12 protein-coding genes are annotated in these 18989 nt (G+C 65.2%); 3 read left to right on the top strand and 9 right to left on the bottom strand.

What is annotated here, in order from left to right; all coding sequences use genetic code 11:
- Positions 1-25: 25 nt before the first annotated feature.
- From urtD to urtA, 4 genes are all read right to left on the bottom strand, one after another.
- Positions 26-775 (bottom strand): urea ABC transporter ATP-binding protein UrtD, encoded by a 750-nt coding sequence (gene urtD / locus ACSQ23_RS16895; protein WP_055880241.1) that lies wholly within the window; start codon positions 773-775, stop codon positions 26-28.
- Positions 772-1947 (bottom strand): urea ABC transporter permease subunit UrtC, encoded by a 1176-nt coding sequence (gene urtC / locus ACSQ23_RS16890; RefSeq protein WP_436091287.1) that lies wholly within the window; start codon positions 1945-1947, stop codon positions 772-774. The genes urtD and urtC overlap by 4 nt, the downstream gene beginning before the upstream one ends.
- A complete protein-coding gene (gene urtB, locus ACSQ23_RS16885) occupies positions 1944-3557 on the bottom strand; it encodes an urea ABC transporter permease subunit UrtB (RefSeq protein ID WP_436091286.1) in 1614 nt (537 codons plus the stop codon). Before urtB ends, urtC begins: the two co-directional genes overlap by 4 nt.
- A gap of 83 nt (positions 3558-3640) precedes the next feature.
- Positions 3641-4906 carry an urea ABC transporter substrate-binding protein gene (gene urtA / locus ACSQ23_RS16880; RefSeq protein WP_244488518.1) on the bottom strand — a complete coding sequence of 422 codons (1266 nt, stop codon included), beginning with the start codon at positions 4904-4906 and terminating at the stop codon, positions 3641-3643.
- Positions 4907-6159: 1253 nt separating this feature from the next.
- Here urtA and ACSQ23_RS16875 point away from each other — a divergent pair.
- A complete protein-coding gene (locus ACSQ23_RS16875; RefSeq protein ID WP_055880231.1) occupies positions 6160-6993 on the top strand; it encodes a hypothetical protein in 834 nt (277 codons plus the stop codon).
- 247 nt (positions 6994-7240) lie between these two features.
- Positions 7241-9166: a hypothetical protein gene (locus ACSQ23_RS16870; protein ID WP_055880229.1), complete on the top strand. Its 1926-nt coding sequence runs from the start codon at positions 7241-7243 to the stop codon at positions 9164-9166.
- Positions 9167-9490: 324 nt separating this feature from the next.
- Here the strand turns inward: ACSQ23_RS16870 and ACSQ23_RS16865 are convergent, their stop codons facing one another.
- From ACSQ23_RS16865 to ACSQ23_RS16845, 5 genes are all read right to left on the bottom strand, one after another.
- The gene (locus ACSQ23_RS16865; protein ID WP_436091285.1) at positions 9491-12625 is read right to left on the bottom strand and encodes an efflux RND transporter permease subunit; all 3135 of its coding nucleotides are present in this window, start codon (positions 12623-12625) and stop codon (positions 9491-9493) included.
- A gap of 148 nt (positions 12626-12773) precedes the next feature.
- Positions 12774-14003: an efflux RND transporter periplasmic adaptor subunit gene (locus ACSQ23_RS16860; RefSeq protein ID WP_436091284.1), complete on the bottom strand. Its 1230-nt coding sequence runs from the start codon at positions 14001-14003 to the stop codon at positions 12774-12776.
- Between the two features lie 124 nt (positions 14004-14127).
- Positions 14128-14781: an ankyrin repeat domain-containing protein gene (locus tag ACSQ23_RS16855; protein ID WP_436091283.1), complete on the bottom strand. Its 654-nt coding sequence runs from the start codon at positions 14779-14781 to the stop codon at positions 14128-14130.
- A gap of 154 nt (positions 14782-14935) precedes the next feature.
- Positions 14936-15928 (bottom strand): GlxA family transcriptional regulator, encoded by a 993-nt coding sequence (locus ACSQ23_RS16850; protein WP_436091282.1) that lies wholly within the window; start codon positions 15926-15928, stop codon positions 14936-14938.
- Positions 15925-16485 carry a cysteine hydrolase family protein gene (locus ACSQ23_RS16845; RefSeq protein WP_436091281.1) on the bottom strand — a complete coding sequence of 187 codons (561 nt, stop codon included), beginning with the start codon at positions 16483-16485 and terminating at the stop codon, positions 15925-15927. The genes ACSQ23_RS16850 and ACSQ23_RS16845 overlap by 4 nt, the downstream gene beginning before the upstream one ends.
- A 255-nt stretch (positions 16486-16740) precedes the next feature.
- On the opposite strand from ACSQ23_RS16845, the gene ACSQ23_RS16840 reads away from it, so the two are divergent.
- Positions 16741-18912 carry an FdhF/YdeP family oxidoreductase gene (locus ACSQ23_RS16840; RefSeq protein ID WP_436091280.1) on the top strand — a complete coding sequence of 724 codons (2172 nt, stop codon included), beginning with the start codon at positions 16741-16743 and terminating at the stop codon, positions 18910-18912.
- The last annotated feature ends 77 nt before the right edge of the window (positions 18913-18989 follow it).

Raw genomic sequence — 18989 nt, 5'->3', positions numbered from 1 at the left:
GTACGGAGGTTACTGCAACTGATCATCATCGCCCGAGATACCGCTCGATGACGATCGGGTTGGCGCTCACCTGGTCGAGCGAGCCCTCGGCCAATACCGAGCCCTCGGCGAGGCAGGTGACGCGGGTGCCGAGTTCGCGCACGAAGCTCATGTCGTGTTCGACGACGACCACCGAGCGGGTCTTGGCGATCTGTTTGAGCAGCTTTGCCGTCTCGACGGTTTCGGCATCGGTCATGCCGGCGACCGGCTCGTCGACCAGCAGCAGCTTCGGGTCCTGCGCCAGCAGCATGCCGATCTCCAGCCACTGCTTCTGGCCGTGGCTGAGGTCGGCGGCGAGTTCGTCCTTGCGTGCAGTGAGGCGGACGGTGTCGAGGATTTCCTCGATGCGCGCCTTGTCCTCAGCGCTCTCGGAATAGAGCAGGGCGGCGAGCACGCTGCGCGGCCGCTTCAGCGCCAGCACCAGGTTGTCCCAGATGGTGTGGCTCTCGAACACCGTCGGCTTCTGGAACTTGCGGCCGATGCCGAGATTGGCGATCTGCGCTTCGTCGAGCTTGGTGAGGTCGGTGCGGCCATCGAAGTAGACTTCGCCATCGTCAGGGCGGGTCTTGCCGGTGATGATGTCCATCATGGTGGTCTTGCCGGCGCCGTTCGGGCCGATGATCGCCAGCATCTCGCCCGGGTGGACGATGATCGAGAGGTGGTTCAGCGCCTTGAAGCCGTCGAAGGAGACGGAGACGCCGTTGAGGTAGAGCATGGTGCCGGATTTGTCGGTCATTCGGCGGGCTCCGGCACGGGCTTGGGCTGCGGCAGGGTGGATGGATCCTCGCCGGCTTCGGCCGCCGAGCTCGCCTCCTTGCCCTTGCGGGGCTTGAGCTTCTGGAACAGCCCGACAATGCCCTTGGGCATGAACAGGGTGACGAAGATGAAGAGGCCACCGAGGCAATAGAGCCAGAAATCGGGGAAAGCGCCGGTGAACACCGACTTGCCGGCATTGACCAGCACCGCGCCGATGATCGGGCCGATCAGCGTGCCGCGGCCGCCGACGGCGACCCAGATCACGGCTTCGATCGAGTTGGCAGGGTCGAACTCGCCGGGGTTGATGATGCCGACCTGCGGCGTGTAGAGCGCGCCGGCGATGCCGGCCAGCACGGCCGACACCACGAAGGCGAAGAGTTTGACGTTCTCCGGGCGCCAGCCGAGGAAGCGGGTGCGGCTTTCGGCATCGCGCACGGCCACCATCACCTTGCCGAGCTTCGAATTGACGATGGCCGAGCAGATGATCACCGCCAGCGCCAGGGCCAGTGCCGAGGCGGCGAACAGCCCGGCGCGGGTGGTGGCGGCCTGCACGTTGAAGCCCAGGATGTCCTTGAAGTCGGTAAGCCCGTTATTGCCGCCGAGCCCGAGATCGTTGCGGAAGAAGGCGAGCAACAGGGCATAGGTCATCGCCTGAGTGATGATCGAGAGGTAGACGCCGGTGACGCGGCTGCGGAAGGCGAACCAGCCGAAGGCGAAGGCCAGGAGCCCCGGCACGAACAGCACCATCAGGAAGGCGAACCACCACAGGTCGAACCCGTGCCAGAACCAGGGCAGGTCCTTGTAGTTGAGGAACACCATGAAGTCGGGCAGCACCGGATTGGCGTAGACGCCGCGCGCCCCGATCTGGCGCATCAGGTACATGCCCATGGCATAGGCGCCGAGCGCAAAGAACGCGGCGTGACCGAGCGAGAGGATGCCGCAATAGCCCCAGACCAGATCGAGGGCGAGCGCCAGCAGCGCATAGTTCAGATACTTGCCCAGCAGCGGTACCATGTAGTTGGGCAGGTGCAGCGGGTTGCCCTCGGGGATCACCAGGTTGGCGACCGGAATGGCGATGGCGATGAACACCAGCGCCGCGACCAGCCAGATGGCCTTCTTGTCGAGGGCGCGGAACAGCATTTGCGTGATCATGATTCAATCGCCCGGCCCTTGAGGGCGAACAGACCGCGCGGGCGGCGCTGGATGAAGAGGATGATGAGGATCAGGATGGCGATCTTGGCCAGCACCGCCCCCGCATAGGGCTCGAGGAACTTGTTGGCGACGCCGAGCGATAGCGCGCCGATCAGTGTGCCCCACAGGTTCCCCACACCGCCGAACACCACCACCATGAAGCTGTCGATGATGTAGCCCTGGCCGAGATTGGGCGAGACGTTGTCGATCTGGCTCAGCGCCACACCGGCCATACCGGCAATGCCGGAGCCCAGCCCGAAGGTCATGGCGTCGACGAACGGCGTTCGGATCCCCATGGCCGAGGCCATGCGGCGGTTCTGCGTCACTGCCCGCATCTGCAGGCCCAGCGGCGTGCGGTTGAGGATGATCTGCAGCGCGATGAACACGGCGATGGCGAAGACGATGATCCAGAGCCGGTTCCAGGTGAAGCTCAGGTTCCACAACTCGAACGTGCCGCTCATCCATTGCGGCGGCTGCACCAGCTTGTTGGTGGGGCCGAAAATGGTGCGGACCAGCTGCTGCAGCACCAGGGACAGGCCCCAGGTGGCGAGCAGGGTTTCGAGCGGCCGGCCGTAAAGCCAGCGGATAATGCCGCGTTCGATGCCGACGCCGACCAGCGCGGTGAACAGGAAGGCAGCGGGGACCGCGAAGGCGAGCGAATACTCCATCAGCCCCGGCGCCACCGACTGGATCACCAGCTGTGTGACGTAGGTGGTGTAGGCTCCCAGCATCACCATTTCGCCATGCGCCATGTTGATGACGCCCATCACGCCGAAGGTGATGGCGAGGCCGATGGCGGCGAGCAGCAGCACCGAACTCAGCGAGAGACCGTAGAGCAGGTTCTGGCCGACGTCCCAAACGGCGAGGGTGCGGCCGATCGAGTCGATGCCGGTCTGGATCGTCGGCTTCAGCTCGTCGGGCGCGGTGTCGAGCGTGTTGCGCAGCACGGTCTGCGCGGCCCGGTTGTTCTGCGCCACGACCAGATCGACGGCGGCGCGCTTGTCTTCCAGCGAGGCATCGGTCTTCAAGACGATCACGGCGCGCGCCATCTGCATGGTGCTCTTGATGCCGGCGTCCGCCTCAGCTGATATCGCCTGGTCGAGCAGCTCGAGCATTGCCGGATCGGCGTTCTTCAGCACGCTTTGCGCCGCCGACAGCCGGGTCGGCTGGTCGGGGCTCAAGAGCGTCAGCTTGCCGATGGCGGTGCGGATCTTGCCGCGCAGGCCATTGTTGGTCTTGATTTTTTCGAGCTCGCCGCTCGGCAGGACGCCGAGATCGGCACCATCGACCGGGTCGGTCACCGCCAGGCCGCCGGCGGCCTTGGTGGCGATCACCACCTTGCCGTCGGATTCGCGAATGTAGAGGTTGCCGTCGCTCAGCGCCTGCAGCACCGGCGGTACGCGTTCGTCGCCGGTGGCGACCAGCACATCCATGGCCTTGGTGCGGTCGGCAAAACTGCCCGGCCCCAGCCCGTTGAGCTGAGCAGCGAAATCGTCCTGGGCGAGGGCGGGCAGGGGGGCGAGAGCTACAGCGAGCAGGAAGGCAATCAGAGTCAGGAATCGGGTGGCCATCGTGGTCGCTCTATCGCCGGAGAATTGGGGCGTCATCGAGTGGGGGCGACGGCGGAGAGCCGCCGTCGCCGGATTGTCGCGGATTACATGGCTGCCGGAGCAGCGCCGCAGGTCTTGGTGGCGGTGTCGAAATGGCCGCAACCGGTCAGCGGATCGGTCCAGTCGGCTTCGATGCCCTTGTCTTCCGGCAAGACGTCCGACCAGGCATCGCCCGGCACGTCGCCTTCGGTCTGCCACACGGTTTCGAACTGGCCGTCGGCCTGGATCTCACCGATCAGCACGGGCTTGGTCAGGTGGTGGTTGGGCAGAACCTTGGCAGTGCCACCGGTGAGGTTCGGCACTTCGAGCCCGACAATGGCCTTGAGCACCGCATCGGTATCGGTGGTGCCGGCCTTTTCGACCGCCTGCACCCAGAGCTGGAAGCCGAGATAGGCCGCTTCCATCGGATCGTTGGTGGTGCGCTTGTCGTTGCCGATATAGGCGTGCCAGTTCTTGATGAACTCGGCATTGGCCTCGTTCTCCACCGACTGGAAGTAGTTCCAGGCGGCGAGGTGACCGACGAGGGCCGAGGTGTCCATGCCGGCGAGCTCTTCTTCACCGACCGAGAAGGCGACGACCGGGATGTCCTCGGCCGAGATGCCCTGGTTGCCCAGTTCCTTATAGAACGGCACGTTGGCGTCGCCGTTGATGGTCGAGACCACGGCGGTCTTCTTGCCGGCCGAGCCGAACTCCTTGATGGCGGCGACTTCAGTCTGCCAGTCGGAGAAGCCGAACGGGGTGTAGTTGATCTTGATGTCTTCAGGCGCCACGCCCTTGTCCTTGAGGTACTGCTCGAGGATCTTGTTGGTGGTGCGCGGGTAGACGTAGTCGGTGGCTTCGAGCACCCAGCGCTTCACGGAGCCGCCTTCTTCGCTCATCAGGTAGTCGACGGCGGGGATGGCCTGCTGGTTTGGCGCGGCGCCGGTGTAGATCACGTTCTTTTCGGATTCTTCGCCCTCGTACTGCACGGGGTAGAAGAGGATCGAGTTCAGTTCCTTGAACACCGGCAGGACCGATTTGCGCGATGACGAGGTCCAGCAGCCGAACACGGCGGCAACCCCGTTGACGGCGATCAGCTCACGGGCCTTCTCGGCGAACAGCGGCCAGTCGGACGCAGGGTCGACCACGACGGCCTCGAGCTTCTTGCCCAGCACGCCGCCCTTCTTGTTCTGCTCATCGATGAGGAAGAGCATGGTATCCTTCAGGGTGGTCTCCGAGATCGCCATCGTCCCTGACAGCGAGTGGAGCACGCCCACCTTGATGGTGTCCTGCGCATAAGCAGTAAGAGGCGCGAGCGCCCCGGCAGTCATCGCGACCCCCAGGCCGATCCCGGCCATCATGCGATTGATACCTGTCATACTTACCTCCGACAGTTTGGTTGTTTGCACCGGGGAGGAAGTTGCAATCGCCGTGCCAGCGCCGAAAATCGCCGCCAAACCGCTGACTCTGCTGGGGTCTTTCGATGCCGGCCGGTTCCGTGCGATGGAACGAATGCATACCGGTCGGCTTGCTCTGCCGGTTCTCTGGGCAGCGTCGTTAGGGTCTGCTTAAGATTTGTGCAGCGGCTTTGGTTGCCGCAGAACTGGGCGGCCTCTGTTGGGCGCGAGGGACTTTCACCCGACAGGCGTTGTCATGCACCCTGGCGTGACCGCGATTTGTAGTCCTGCTAAAAAGACGGCCACCGGAAGTTCGCTTTCGGCAGAGGTTGTTTGCACCAACACCTCGGCCCCGCACCGGCAACGGCGCGGGGCTTTGCATTTTCGCAGCGTGCATCGTCATTGCCAGCCGCAACCATCCGCCCCGTTCGCCGTTAAGCCAGCAAGCCGCCGGCGAGCAGTTCCCGGTGCACAGATATCGGCCGATGTTGCGAGGGCTGACGCTCCCTCGTGGTTGACGCCGGTGGGGCGCGGAGCTTCGGCTTCGCGCCTTCTTTGTTGGTCGGATCGACGATCGCGTAGCGAATCTACGTATTCATCGTGATGGTGCTAAGCAGCACCACCTAGCAATGTCGCAACCTGCCGTTTCGCCTGAATCGAAACGACGTGCGAGGGCGGTCTGGACCGGCGGCGGAGCGGGTCGCGCGGCGGGTATCGAGGCGACCTCAGTGCTTGTTCATAAGTTGCGAAAAGCTGTCAGCAACCTGTCATCTTGAGCCGGCAAGTTCCGACGCCGCCGCCGAAGAGGTTACCAAAACACTTCCAAGCATCGAAACGCCCGCTCCGCCTGCGGTTTTCATCCGCTGCAATATTCGCGGCAAGCGCTGGGGGTGGAACGGGTGTCTCCTGGCCTACGCGCTGGTGCGTAGGTCGGCGCGCAGCTTCCGGTGACATCTTGCATTGGACTCAAGCTTCAAGAAAATTGTCTGCACTCTACGTAGCAGTGCGTATAAGTATACGCAAACTATCAGTATAAGTGTCACTGCGTAATCTGTGCAATTGGCCAAGATATCGAATATATTGGCCAACCAATCACAAGTTGATCAGCTTTCGCTCCGAAGCTTTACAACGGCCTCATACCTGCATATTCATCAGCCGACGGGCGGCGGATGTAGCGGAGAATGGTCATGAGAAGCAACGTTTTTGCGGCCCTGGCGACGTTCGCAATCGTCGCGGGTATGAGTGCAGCCCCTGCCAGTGCACTGGATCTGGGTGGCGCGCTTGGCGGCGTCGTGGGCGGGGTCACCGAAACGGTCGGCGGCGTCGTGGGCGGCGTGACCGAAACTGTCGGCGGGATAGCCGGTGGCGGCGGCGGCGGGGGGAGCGGGGGCGGTGGCACCAATGCCGGTGGCCTGCTGTCGCTCAACGACGACGACAATGACGCGCTGGTCAATCTCGACGTCGGTGGCGGCAACAACAACTTGCTGAATGCGGCTGTCGGCAAGGGCAACAACCCCCTGGTCAACGCCAACGTGTCGACGACCGGGCTGCTCAAGAGCACATCGATTTCGCTCGATCTCGCCGGGCTCGGGCTCGACCTCGATATCGACCTGGGGATTCTCGACCCCGACAATCCGAATAATCCCGGTGGCCCAAACAACCCGGGTGGCCGTCCCGTGCTGGTCGGCAGCCTCGGCGGCGGCGGCACCTTCGTGATCAACTGCACGGTCAACAACACCAAGCAGCTGCTGCAGGTGGCGGCGGCCGGCAAGATCAGCGGCGCCGAGATCAAAGCCTGGATGCGTGCCGCCAATGTGCAGGTGGTGCCGATCAAGCTCTGCCCGGCCGCCAAGAAGCAGGTCGCGGCGCTGCTCGCCAAGAGCCAGAAGATCAACCTGCTCCGCCGGGCGGTGATGTCCGATGCGCTGATCACAGCCTCGCTCGGCCGGACTCGCTACGACGCCAATGACGTCGTCGCTGTGCAGCGCAAGGGTGGCCAACTGGTCGTCTACGTTTACTGATACCAGCCATATCGTTGAACGGAACGAAGGGGCGTGACCTGCGGGTCGCGCCCCTTCCGATTCCGCTGTCTACGTATTCGATACGTAGCATATAAGTATTATCTGCTAATCGATGCAGCCTGATGGAATCTCGGAATGTTTTCGATAACTGTGCGCTCTGTCGCCAAAGCAACGTCGCACTAGTTGACAGCGTCCTGTCAGGTTGACGGGAGCACTGTCGCGTCATGTTTCGCAGAGGAGAAGCGTGATGCAATCCAAAAAGATTACAGTACTCGCGGCGATTGTGCTGATGGCCAGTACCAGTCTGGTTCCAGCAAATGCCGCCGGGCTGCTTGGTGGCCTTCTCGGAGGCGACGACGGTGGTGATTCGGCTGGGGTCGACGTCGGCGGCATCGTCAGCGTCGGCGGCGACGGCAGCTCGCTGGTCAATGTCGACCTCGGTGCCGATGTCGACGGCGGTAGCGATGGCTTGCTCGGCAACCTCGGCGTAACCGGGGACGATGGCGTACTCGACGACCTCACCGGCGACGAGGGACTGGTCGGGGGCCTGACCGGTGATGACGGCCTGCTCGGCGATGTAACAGGCGACGATGGTCTGCTCGGCGACGTGACAGGCGAGAACGGCCTGCTCGGTGACCTCGGCGTCACTGGCGAAGAAGGAGTGCTCGGTGACCTCGGCCTGACCGGCGGCGACGGTCTGCTCGACGATCTTGGGCTCGGCGGTGGCGATGATGGCCTCGTCGGTGGGCTGATCGACGACCTCGATCTTGGCGGCGACGATGGCCTGCTTGGCGATCTCGACCTCGGCCTCGGCGGGGACGATGGCCTGTTGGGCGATCTCGATCTCGGGCTTGGCGGCGATGATGGCCTCCTGGGCGATCTCGACCTCGGTCTCGGCGGTGACGATGGCCTGCTTGGCGATCTCGACCTCGGCCTAGGCGGGGACGATGGCCTGTTGGGCGATCTCGATCTCGGGCTTGGCGGCGATGATGGCCTCCTGGGCGATCTCGACCTCGGTCTCGGTGGCGACGATGGGCTGCTGGCCGATCTCGATCTCGGTCTCGGAGGCGATGATGGCCTGTTGGGCGATCTCGACCTCGGTCTCGGCGGCGATGATGGCCTCTTGGCCGATCTCGACCTCGGCCTCGGCGGCGATGATGGCCTCTTAGGCGATCTCGACCTCGGTCTCGGCGGCGACGATGGGCTGCTGGCCGATCTCGACCTCGGCCTCGGTGGTGACGATGGCCTGCTGGGTGACCTGAACCTCGGTCTGGGCGGCGATGATGGCCTGTTGGGCAACCTCGACCTCGGCCTCGGCGGCGGTGAAGGGCTGCTCGACGGCCTGAATCTCGCCGATCTGGGGCTCGGCGATATCACCGGAGACGTTCTTGGTGGTGACATTCTCGGAGGCGACCTGCTTGGCGGCGGCGTGCTCGGCGACAACCTGCTCGACCTGGGCGATCTTGGCCTGTTGGGCCTTGGTGACGTCACCGACCTCGTCGGTGATATCGGACTGGGTGGTGTCACCGATCTGGTCGGTGATATCGGACTGGGCGGCGTCACCGATCTCGTCGGTGATATCGGGCTGGGTGGTGTGACCGACCTGGTCGGCGATGTCGATCTACTGGATGCGCTCGAGTTGAACGACATCCTGAGCGGTACGGACCTCAGCGGCCTGCTCTCCGATCTCGACCTGAGCAACCTGCTCGACCTCAGCAGCCTGCTCAATATCGGTGACATCAACATCGACCTGGGCGGCGGCAACGGTCCTGGTGGCCCCGGCGGCCCTGGTGGTCCTGGTGGCCCTGGTGGTCCCGGCGGTCCTGGCGGTCGCGTGATCGTGGCCGGAGGTGGCGGCGGTGGGTTCGGCATGAACCGTGCCTGCAACCCGCAGGACGCCAAGCAGGTTATCGCGCAGGTCAAGCAGATGCAGCTGAACCGCGCCCTGTTGAGCAACGTCAATGGCGTCAAGGTGGTCAAGGTCCGCCTCTGCGCTGACCTCAAGGACAAGGTGGTGAACGCCGTTACAGCCAGCAAGAAGGTGCAGATCCTGCAGCGCGTACTGGGCGGTAGCGGCAAGCTGGTCGCCGAACTGCAGCGCTCTGGCGCCGGCGTGAACGACGTCTACGCTATCGGCCGCAGCGGCGGGCAGCTGACAGTCTACGCGTTCTGATCTCGCCCCGATCAGGACCCGAAGAAGGGCGCGGCCTGGATGGCTCCACCGCGCCCTTCGCCTTTTGGCGGTGAGCTGTGGAGCCACCGTGCCCCCCAATATCCCCTCTTGCGATCTCTAGGACTTAGCAAACGCTAAGCCCAAGAAGTCGCTTTCTCCCCCGCAAGGGGGGAGATGATCGGTGGCCACCATTCGCATCGGAGCATCAGTCGAGACTCTCCCCCTTGGCGGGGGAGAAAGCGAAAACTTGGGCTTAGCGCAGCTAAGTCCTTAGTTTTCGCCAGAGAGGGGGGCGTGGGGAGCCACGTGAGATGACCGAGAGAGCTATTCAGCCGGCGCAGGGTGCGCGTCGGTCTCGGCGGCACCTGCTGCCGCGAGTTCCCGCCTCAGCCGCTCTTCTTCAAACGCCTTGGGCTTCGAAAACCGGGCCAGCAGCAGATAGGCGACCGGCGTCAGGTAGAGCGTCGCGACGGCCGCGAGGCTCAGCCCACCGACCATGATCCAGCCGAGCGCGGCACGGGCTTCCGAGCCGGCGCCGCCGGCGATGATCAGCGGCACGCCGCCGAGCACGGTGGCGATCATGGTCATCACCACCGGCCTGAGCCGGATGTTGGCGGAGTTCTCCACCGCCTCGCGCACCGATTGGCCGCGATCGCGCAGCTGGTTGGCGAACTCGACGATCAGGATGCCGTTCTTGGCCATGATGCCCACCACCAGCACCAGGCCGATCTGGCTGTAGACGTTGAGCGTCACCCCGGTCAGCAGCATGGCGAACACCGCGCAGGCGAGACCGAACGGCACGGTCGCCATGACGATGATGGCGCTCCAGACACTCTCGAACTGCGCCGCCAGCACCAGGAGGATGACGATCAGCGCGAAGCCGAAGGTGATCAGCAGCCCGTTATTGCTCTCGCCCAGGGTCTTGGCCTCAGCCATCGGCACGATGGTCGCGCCGTCAGGCAAGAGCGGCTGGGCGATGTCCACCGCCTCGGTGTAGGCGTCGCCGAGGGTGAAGCCATCGCTGAGCGCTGCGGTAACGGTCACGGCGCGGCGCTGCTGTTCGCGACCGAGCGAGGGGGCGATCGGCGCTTCGGTGAGCGACGCGATGGTCGACATCGGCACGTAGCGGCCGTCGGTGGTTTTGATGAAGATCGACTCGAGGTCGCCGGGGTCGTTCACCGGGCTCGAGGTCGAGGTCATGCGGACCGAATAGCTGGAATCGTTGATGAACACGGTGCCGACATCGGAGCCATCGATCATGGCCTGCATGGTGGTGCCGAGCCCATTGATGTCGATGCCCAGTTGCGCCGCCTTCTCGCGATCGATGGTCAGCGTCATCTGCGGTTGGGTGGTCTCGTAGTTGACCGAGACGCGGCCCCATTTCTCGTCTTTTTCCAGCTCCGCCTTCACCTTGTTGGCGGCATCGGAGAGGGTCTGATAGTTGTCGCCGAGCAGGGCGAACTGCAGGCCGGAGCCGCCGCCGCGCACGCCCAGGCTGTTGCCCTGGCGGATATTGGCGCGGACACCCGGCACCTGCACCAGCTGCTGGGTGATCTCGGCGGCGATCTGCTGCTGGGTGCGGGTGCGGTGCTCCCAATCGGCCAGCGTCATGATGATGAAGCCCGAATTGGTGTTCGAGCCGAACCCCGAGATCGAGAAGATGCTCGTTGCCTCGCCGCTGTCCTTATAGGGCTGCAGCATGTCCTCGATCTTCTGCATCTGGGTGCGGGTGAAATCGAGGCTTACCGTTGCCGGGGCGCTGACGTTGATGGCAACCTGGGCGCGGTCTTCGGGCGGGGTGAGTTCCTGCTTCAGGGTGCCGAACACCGCCCAGGCGGCGCCGGCGAACAGTACGGCGATGACAATCACCACCAGCGAATTGTCGAGCGCCAGCTTCAGGGTGCGCCGGTAGAGCCCGGCCAGCACGCCGCCGAAGCGTTCGAGTGCGTTGGGCGGCCGTTCGACATGCGGCTTCAGCATGCGCGACGCCATCATCGGCGCCAGCGACAGCGCGACGACCGCCGACAAGCCCACCGAGATGGCGAGCGTGAAGCCGAACTCGCGGAACAACAGGCCGGTCTGGCCGGGGAGGAAGGAGATCGGGATGAACACGGCGGCCAGCGTCAGCGTGGTCGCGACCACCGCGAAGAACACCTCCTGGGTGCCCAGCACCGCTGCAGCGCGGGGCCCCAGGCCCATGCCGCGCCGTCGGGTAATATTCTCCAGCACCACGATCGCGTCGTCGACGACGAGCCCGGTGGCGATCACCAGCGCCAGCAAAGTCAGGATGTTGAGCGAGAATCCGAAAGCATAGATTCCGGCAACCGTGCCGATCAGCGCCACCGGCATGGTGACCGCCGGAATGATGGTGGCGCGCCAATCGAGCAGGAACAGGAAGATGATGACGATGACGCCGACCACGGCGATCAGCAGCGAGCGCTCGACCTCGTGCACGGCGCCGGCGATGAACACCGACTCGTCGGAGGAGATCTTGATGTCGACGCCCGGGGGCAGGGTGGTCTTCAGTTCGGCGACGGCGGCCTTCACCCCCTCGGAGATCTGCATGGTGTTGGATTGCGCCTGCCGCACGATGCCGAGCCCAATGCCCGACTTGCCGTCGCTGCGGAGGCCGGAATTGGCGGCGGCCGGCGAGAACACCACGCTCGCCACGTCGCCGAGCCGGGTGGTGCCCTTTACCACGATGTTCTCGAACGCCTCGGGGGTGTTGACCTCGGCGATGGCGCGGATGGCGATGTTCTGGTTGGTGCCGTTGAGCGAACCGGCGGGACTATCGAAGGCAATGGTCGAGAGCGCGTTGCGGATGTCGCCCACGGTCAGTCCGAGGCTCGCGAGCTTGATCTGATCGACATCGATCTCGAAGCTGCGGTTCTGCGTGCCGTTGACCTGCACGTCGGCGACGCCGGTCACCGCGGCAAGCCGCTCGGAGATGGTGTTTTCGACCAGCTCGGTCAGCTCGTCCTTGCTGAGCGTGTCCGAGGTCACCGCCAGCTGGATGATGGCCTGGGCGTTGGCGTCGGCCTTGACGATGGTCGGGGTCTCGGCGCCATCGGGCAGCCGGTTGGTGATCCGGCCGAGTGCATCGCGGATGTCGGAGGTGGCGTTGTCGAGGTTGGTGCCGTCGTTGAAAGTCATCGAGACGCGGCTGCGACCATAGGACGAATCCGAAGAGATCGACGCAACGCCCTGAATACGTGCCACCACACCCTCGATGGCCGAAGTGATTTCGCGATCGACCGTCTCAGCCGCCGCGCCCGGAAAGCTGGTGGAGATCGAGAGGGTGGGGCGCTCGACGCTGGGCAGTTCGCGGATCTCGACGCCGAAAAAGGCAGCGAGGCCGGCGACGATGATCAGGCAGCTGACGACAATGGCCAGCACCGGCCGCCGGACGAACAGCCCGGCAATGGCGCCACCACGTTCGTTCTGGGTCTGGATGCTCATGGGCGTACCTCGAACTCAGAACGTGGGGACCCCCACCCTTGATCCCTCCCCGCAAGGGGGACGGAGACGATGAACTGCGAATTCGGTGTGAGGGTCTCCCTCCCCCTTGCGGGGAGGGGACAGGGGTGGGGGGCCGCAGCTACCGCGCTCACGACGGATTTCCTTCCGCCGGCCGCTTTCGCCCTTCACCACCCGCACCACCCGAGGGATCATCCAGCAATCGCACGCTGGCCCCGGCGGTGAGCTGCTGCACGCCCTGCGTCACCACCTGGTCGCCTTCGGTGAGCTCGGCTTTCACCAGCACGCCATCGGAGTTGCGCTGGATGATCTCGACCGGCACGCGCTCGACTTTGCCCTCGACGAACTTCCACAAATAGCTGCCGGCGCTCGACCACTGGATGGCAAGCGGATCGACCGAAGGGAACTGTTCGCCGGCAAAGCTCATCGAAACCGAGAACGACATGCCCGGTTTGAGCCGGCCTTCGTCGTTGGGGATGGCGGCTTCGACCTTCAGCGTGCGGCTCGCCGGATCGATGCGGTTGTCGACGGCGCTGACTTCGCCAGCGATGGTCTGGCCGGGCAGCGCCACGGCGGCTGCGGTCAACGGCATGCCGGTGGTGATGGCCGAGGCGTAGCGCTCGGGCACCCAGAAGCTGACGAGGATGTGCGAGGTATCCTCGATGGTGGTGACGACGCTCTGCGAGGTCACCGTGTTGCCGGCGCTGACCTGGAACAGGCCCACCGTTCCGGCGATCGGCGTCGAGATGGTGCGTTTGGCGAGCGCCAGGTCGGCGTTCTGCAACTCCAGCCGCGCATTGTTGAACGCCAGTTGCGCCGCCGCGACCTGCACTGTGGTGGTGTTATTGGCCTTGGCCAATTCGTTGGTGCGGTCGAGCGCCGTCTGCGCATCATCGAAAGCGAGTTTGGCACGCTCCTGGGCGATCTGCTCGGCATCGGCATCGAGCCGGCCGATCACCGCGCCGGCCTTCACTGCATCGCCGGGGCGCACCGTCAATTCGGCGAGCGTGCCGCTGGCCGGCGACACCACGGTCACCGAGTGCGCCGCGGCGCCTTCGCCGATCGAAGTCAGCTTGTCGTTGATGGTGGCGAGCAGCACCGGCGCCGTGACCACGACCATGGTGCGGTTGCCGCCACGACCGCCGCCCTGGCCGCCGCCAGGGCCGCGCTGCCCGGGGCTGCCAGCCTGCTGCTGGCCCGGCGCGCCGCCAGCTGGGCCCGTCGCGGCTTCAGCCGGTTCGCCGAAGGGCAGGGCGATGCCGAAGCGGGCCAGCGTCTCCGAAGCGCCGGGCACGAAGAAGACGTAAGCGACCGCGGCCGCTCCTATGACGACGAGCGAAAGCAGCAATTGCCTGAACAAGCGACCGAATCCTAAACGAGATGTGCCCCAGCCGGATCAGGGGCAGAACGGCGCGAACGATAGCATCGGCACCTCGCGCTTCACATTAAATCGCCGTAACGTTGGGGTGAGCGGGGTGAGCGCTTCAGTGCGGCGAAAGCTGTTCCAGCCGCGCCGCCAGCCACTCGTGGCCGCCCTCGCGGGCATAGCTCGCTGCCGAGCGGTCCTTGGCGCTCAACTGTCCCGGGTCGGCGCCGAACAGCAGCAGCAGCCCGACGATCGCGGCGTCGCCGTGCATGGCGGCAGCATGCAGCGGAGTGAAGCCATCCGCCTGTACCCGGTTGGGGTCGGCGCCGGCGCGCAGCAGTTTTTCGACCATTGCCGCGTTGCGCTTGGCGGTAGCGGCATGGATGGCGGCGACCTGCTGCGGGTTCTTCGCTGCTTCGTTGACGTCGCGGGTCAGCGGCAGCAGCAGCTCGAACGCCTCGGCATTGTCGAAGAAGGCGGCGAGTCCCAGAGGGGTAAAGCCATCGGCGGAAAGCGCGTTGGCGTCCCAGCCGCCGGCCAGCGCCACCTCCAGCCGCTCGCCGTCGTTGAGGATGATCGCCTCGTGCGGATCGAGCTCGGCAATGCAGGCCCGCACCGCCGAGATGGCGCCGACATTGCCCATATAGGCGGCCCACGCCACCAGCGAGGCGCCGCTCGGATGCCGCGCATGCGCCAGCTCCGGGTCATGCGCCAGCTCGGCGCGGAGGCCATCGAGATCGTTGCTGGTGATGAGAACGAAGGGATCGCTCATCGGGAGAGCATAGCGCCGCTTGCCGGGCGGTTGAAGCCATCCGGTGGCGAGTGGAATCGGCGGAGGCAGTGGCGTCACGCTGGCCCAAGGATTCATCGGCGCTCTCCTGCAGCGACCCGGGGGTAACGTCGAAGGGGCTTGCGTGTTCCCTCAGCTAGTGCGAGCGCGCCGCGCTCGGCGGGGTCGGGTTGATGCGGCCCCAGGCGCGGCGCAGCTGGCGGGAGGAGGCGAAGCCGGTGCGTTCAGCGATGCGCTCCATGTCGAGGCGGGTTTCGCTGAGCAGTTGCTGGGCGAGCGCGACCCGCAGCCGGTTGACGTAATCGGGGATGCTCATTCCGGCATGCTCGTTGAACAGGCGCGAGACGTGGCGGGGGCTGGCAAAGGCGATTTCGGCCAAGGTCTCGAGCGACCAGTCACGCGCCGGATCGGCGGTGATGGCATCCTGCACCCGGTGGATGGCCGGGTGGATATGGTTGCGACCCTCGAGCCAGGGCGAGAGCTGCGGGTCGGTGCCGGCGCGGCGCAGGTAGACGACGAGGAAGCGCGCCACGGCGGCCGCGGTCGCCGGGCTCACCAACTGGCCGATAATGTGCAGCATCAGGTCGATGCCGGCGGTGATGCCGGCGCTGGTGTAGCGCTCGCGATCCTCGACATAGAGCCGGTTCTCCAGCACGCGGGCGGTGGGCGCGGTTTCGGCGAGCAGCGCACAATCGGTGAAATGCGTGGTGCAGGCGTGGTCGTCGAGCAGGCCGGCGCGGGCAGCGAGCAGGGCGCCCGAGCAGATCGAAACCAGCCGGATGCCCGGCCGGATATTGTGGCGCAGCCAGGCGACGATTTCGTCCGAGCCCTGCAGGGGCGCTTCGATCGGGCCCAGCTGCTCGGCGCCGAGGATCAGCTCGGTATCGCCCGAGAGCACCACCATGGCGTTATCCTCGATCGCCTCGGGCAGCGGCGCGATGCCGCTGACCACGAGGCCGATCGAGCTGGTGATCTCGGGTAGGGCGCCGACATAGCGGACCTCGAACAGGACCTCCGACTGCAACTGGTTGGCCTTGCGCAGGGCCTCCATCGGCCCCGCGACGTCGAGCAGCAGGGTGCGCGCCGGCAGCACGACATAGACCGGAAGTTTCCGCGGGACGGGGCTCACGCGGCAGCGGCTTTTGGCGCGCCGGCCAGTGCCTCGGCGATAGTGCAGACCCGCGCGAAGCGGCCATCGAGCACCGCGGCGGTGCGGGCCTTCAGTTCCTCGACGCTCCAGGTGCGGCCGGTCTTGTCGGTGAGCGCCATGGTGTGGGTTGCCTCGGTGACATAGTCGACCTGCCAGCCGAGATCGGAGGCGTGCCGGGTGGTGGTCTCGCAGCACTGCTCGGTGCGGATGCCCGAGACGATCAGGCGGCGGATGCCGTTTTCGGTCAGCCAGACATCGAGCCCCGAGCCGACCAAAGCCGAATGCCGGGTCTTATGGAATTCCGCATCGGGCGTCAGCTGCAGTTCGGCGAGCGGACGAACAAAGCCGGAGGCGAGTGAGAAGATGCCCTCGGGCTCGACATGCAGCACGCGGATGACGGCATGACCCTTGGCCCGCGCCCCATCGATCAGCGCCTGCTGATTCCTGAGGTAGGTGGCGTAGTCGGTCTCGAACCAGTTCTGGCGCTGCCGGAACGATTCCTGGGCATCGATGACGAGCACGGCGGTATCGGACATTTCTGGACCTCGTGAGGCTGGATGATGGCCGGAGCGTAGGGCGGCCCAAGGATGACCGAAAGGCCGGGGCGGGACAAGGAGCGGACAGAAAAGGACATCACTTCGGCCGGTGGGAGGAGGGCGACGTCAACCGAGATGCCGGTGTTCCGGTCTCCCTCCCCCTCGCGGGGAGGGGACAGGGGTGGGGGGCGGCTTGCACCGGCGCTTTTTGCGTTCACTTGGCCATGCTAACCTTCGCGCCAACGAGGATGCTTCATGACTATCGACGACAGGCCGCGCATCGTTGGCGGCGGCCCCAAAAAACTGCTCTACACGGTCGACACCATTCGCCGGATGGGCGTCGGCAAGGCCGCCAAGGCGCTGACCGCGCATAATACCTGCAAGGCCTGTGCCTATGGCATGGGCGGGCAGAAGGGCGGGATGACCAATGAGCTCGGCGAGTTTCCCTCGGTCTGCAACAAATCGGTGCAGGCGCAATCGACCGATATCCAGCCGGCCATCCCGAACGAGGCGTTCCTCCATCCGCTGAGCGACCTGCAGCAGCTCTCGGGCCGCGAGATGGAAAAGCTCGGCCGGCTCAACACGCCGCTGTTCAAGGCAGCCGGCGCCGACCGCTATGAGCCGGTGAACTGGGATTTCGCCATCGCCCACGCCGCGGCGCAGCTGAAGGTGACCGATCCGAACCGCAGCTTCTTTTATTCCTCTGGCCGCTCGTCCAACGAGGCCGGCTTCGTGTTCCAGCTCCTGGCGCGGGTCTGGGGCACCAACAACGTCAACAACTGCTCGTATTACTGCCACCAGGCGACCAGCGAGGGGCTGGCCACCACCATCGGCAAGGGCACGGCGACGGTCGAGCTCGAGGACCTGACCGGGGCCGACCTGATCTTCGTCATCGGCGCCAACCCGTCGTCGAACCACCCGCGCTTCATCCACATGCTGAAGCATTGCCGCGACCGCGGCGGCGACGTGATCGTCATCAATCCGGCGAAGGAACCCGGGCTGGTGAAGTTCGCGGTGCCGAAATCGCCAACTTCGATGCTGTCGGGCGGCACTGAGATTGCGTCGGACTACCTGCAGCCGCGGATCGGCTCCGATATCGCGCTGTTCAAGGGGCTGATGAAGGCGGTGGTCGCCATCGGCGCCGAAGACCAAAGCTTCATCGCGCAGCACACGGCGGATTTCGAGGCGCTGCGGGCCGACCTCGAGGCGGTTTCGTGGGAAGAGATCGAGACCATCACCGGCCTGTCGCAGGGTGCAATCGAGCGCGTCGCCACCCGCTACGCCAACCGGCAGAACGTGGTGTTCGCCTGGGGCATGGGGATGACGCACCACCTGCATGGGGTGGAAAATGTCGAAGCCATCGCCAACCTGGCGCTGCTCCGAGGGATGATCGGCAAGCGCTACTCCGGCCTCCTGCCTCTGCGCGGGCACTCGAACGTCCAGGGCATCGGCACCATCGGGGTGAAGCCGGTGGTCTCCGAGCAGGTCTTCGTCGCCATGGAACAGGCGTTCGGGGTCAAGCTCGGCCGGGCCAAGGGGCTTGATACCATGGCCGGGCTCGAGGCCGCCGCGCGCGGCGAGATCGACAGCGCGGTGATCATGGGCGGGAACCTCTGGGGCGCCACGCCCGATACTGCCTTCGCCAGCCGCGCCATGGAGGCGATCGGCTTCAAGCTGTTCCTCACCACCACGCTGAACCGCGGCCATGTCCATGGCTTGGGCGCCGGGGAGGTGCTGATCCTCCCTGTCACTGCCCGCGATGAGGAGTGGTCGCCGACCACGCAGGAATCGATGTTCAACTTCGTTCGCCTGTCGGATGGCGGCATCGAGCGGCTGGACAACGTGCGGCCGGAAACGGTGATCCTCTGCGATCTCGCGAAGCTCCTGCTGCCGGATAGCCCGGTGCCCTTCGAACGATTCAAGGAACACCGGCAAGTCCGTGAAGTCATTGCGAAAGTCGTGCCGGGGCTGGAGCAGTTGGCCGATATCGACGTGGCAAAGCGCGAGTTCCACATCAAGCACCGCGTCATGCACACGCCTGAGTTTGGCACGCGCGACGGCAAGGCGCATTTCGTCGTCACGCCGCTGCCCAAAGCCGCCGCGCCGCTGACCCTCGCCACGGTGCGCTCGGAAGGGCAGTTCAACACCATCATCTATGAAGAGCAGGACAGCTACCGGCTGAAGGCCGGGCGCGACGCCATCTTCCTCAACCGCGAGGACATGGCGGCGCTCGGGGTGCGCGACGGGCAGCGGGTCACTCTCGCCTCGGACACGGGGCGGATGGAGGGCACCGCGATGGCCTTCGACCTGCCGCGCGGTTCGGCCCTGGCCTATTATCCCGAAGCCAATGTGCTGTGCGGCACGGCGGTCGATCCGCGCTCGAAGACCCCGGCGTTCAAATCGGTGCCGGTTTGGATCGAGGCTTAGAGCCGCCACTCTGCGTGGAGTGGTCCTACCGGCTGGCCTCCCCACCGGGTGTCATCCCAGCGAAGGCTGGGACCCAT

The organism is Devosia sp. LjRoot16, assembly GCF_964252795.1.
Lineage (GTDB): Bacteria > Pseudomonadota > Alphaproteobacteria > Rhizobiales > Devosiaceae > Devosia_A.
Note: the sequence above shows the minus strand (reverse complement) of the source record. Positions and strands in the feature narration are given on the sequence as shown.

Coding starts and splice junctions, on each gene's coding strand:
- urtD (WP_055880241.1), bottom strand. CDS start 775: ATGACCGACAAATCCGGCACCATGCTCTACCTCAACGGCGTCTCCGTC.
- urtC (WP_436091287.1), bottom strand. CDS start 1,947: ATGATCACGCAAATGCTGTTCCGCGCCCTCGACAAGAAGGCCATCTGG.
- urtB (WP_436091286.1), bottom strand. CDS start 3,557: ATGGCCACCCGATTCCTGACTCTGATTGCCTTCCTGCTCGCTGTAGCT.
- urtA (WP_244488518.1), bottom strand. CDS start 4,906: ATGACTGCCGGGGCGCTCGCGCCTCTTACTGCTTATGCGCAGGACACC.
- ACSQ23_RS16875 (WP_055880231.1), top strand. CDS start 6,160: ATGAGAAGCAACGTTTTTGCGGCCCTGGCGACGTTCGCAATCGTCGCG.
- ACSQ23_RS16870 (WP_055880229.1), top strand. CDS start 7,241: ATGCAATCCAAAAAGATTACAGTACTCGCGGCGATTGTGCTGATGGCC.
- ACSQ23_RS16865 (WP_436091285.1), bottom strand. CDS start 12,625: ATGAGCATCCAGACCCAGAACGAACGTGGTGGCGCCATTGCCGGGCTG.
- ACSQ23_RS16855 (WP_436091283.1), bottom strand. CDS start 14,781: ATGAGCGATCCCTTCGTTCTCATCACCAGCAACGATCTCGATGGCCTC.
- ACSQ23_RS16845 (WP_436091281.1), bottom strand. CDS start 16,485: ATGTCCGATACCGCCGTGCTCGTCATCGATGCCCAGGAATCGTTCCGG.
- ACSQ23_RS16840 (WP_436091280.1), top strand. CDS start 16,741: ATGACTATCGACGACAGGCCGCGCATCGTTGGCGGCGGCCCCAAAAAA.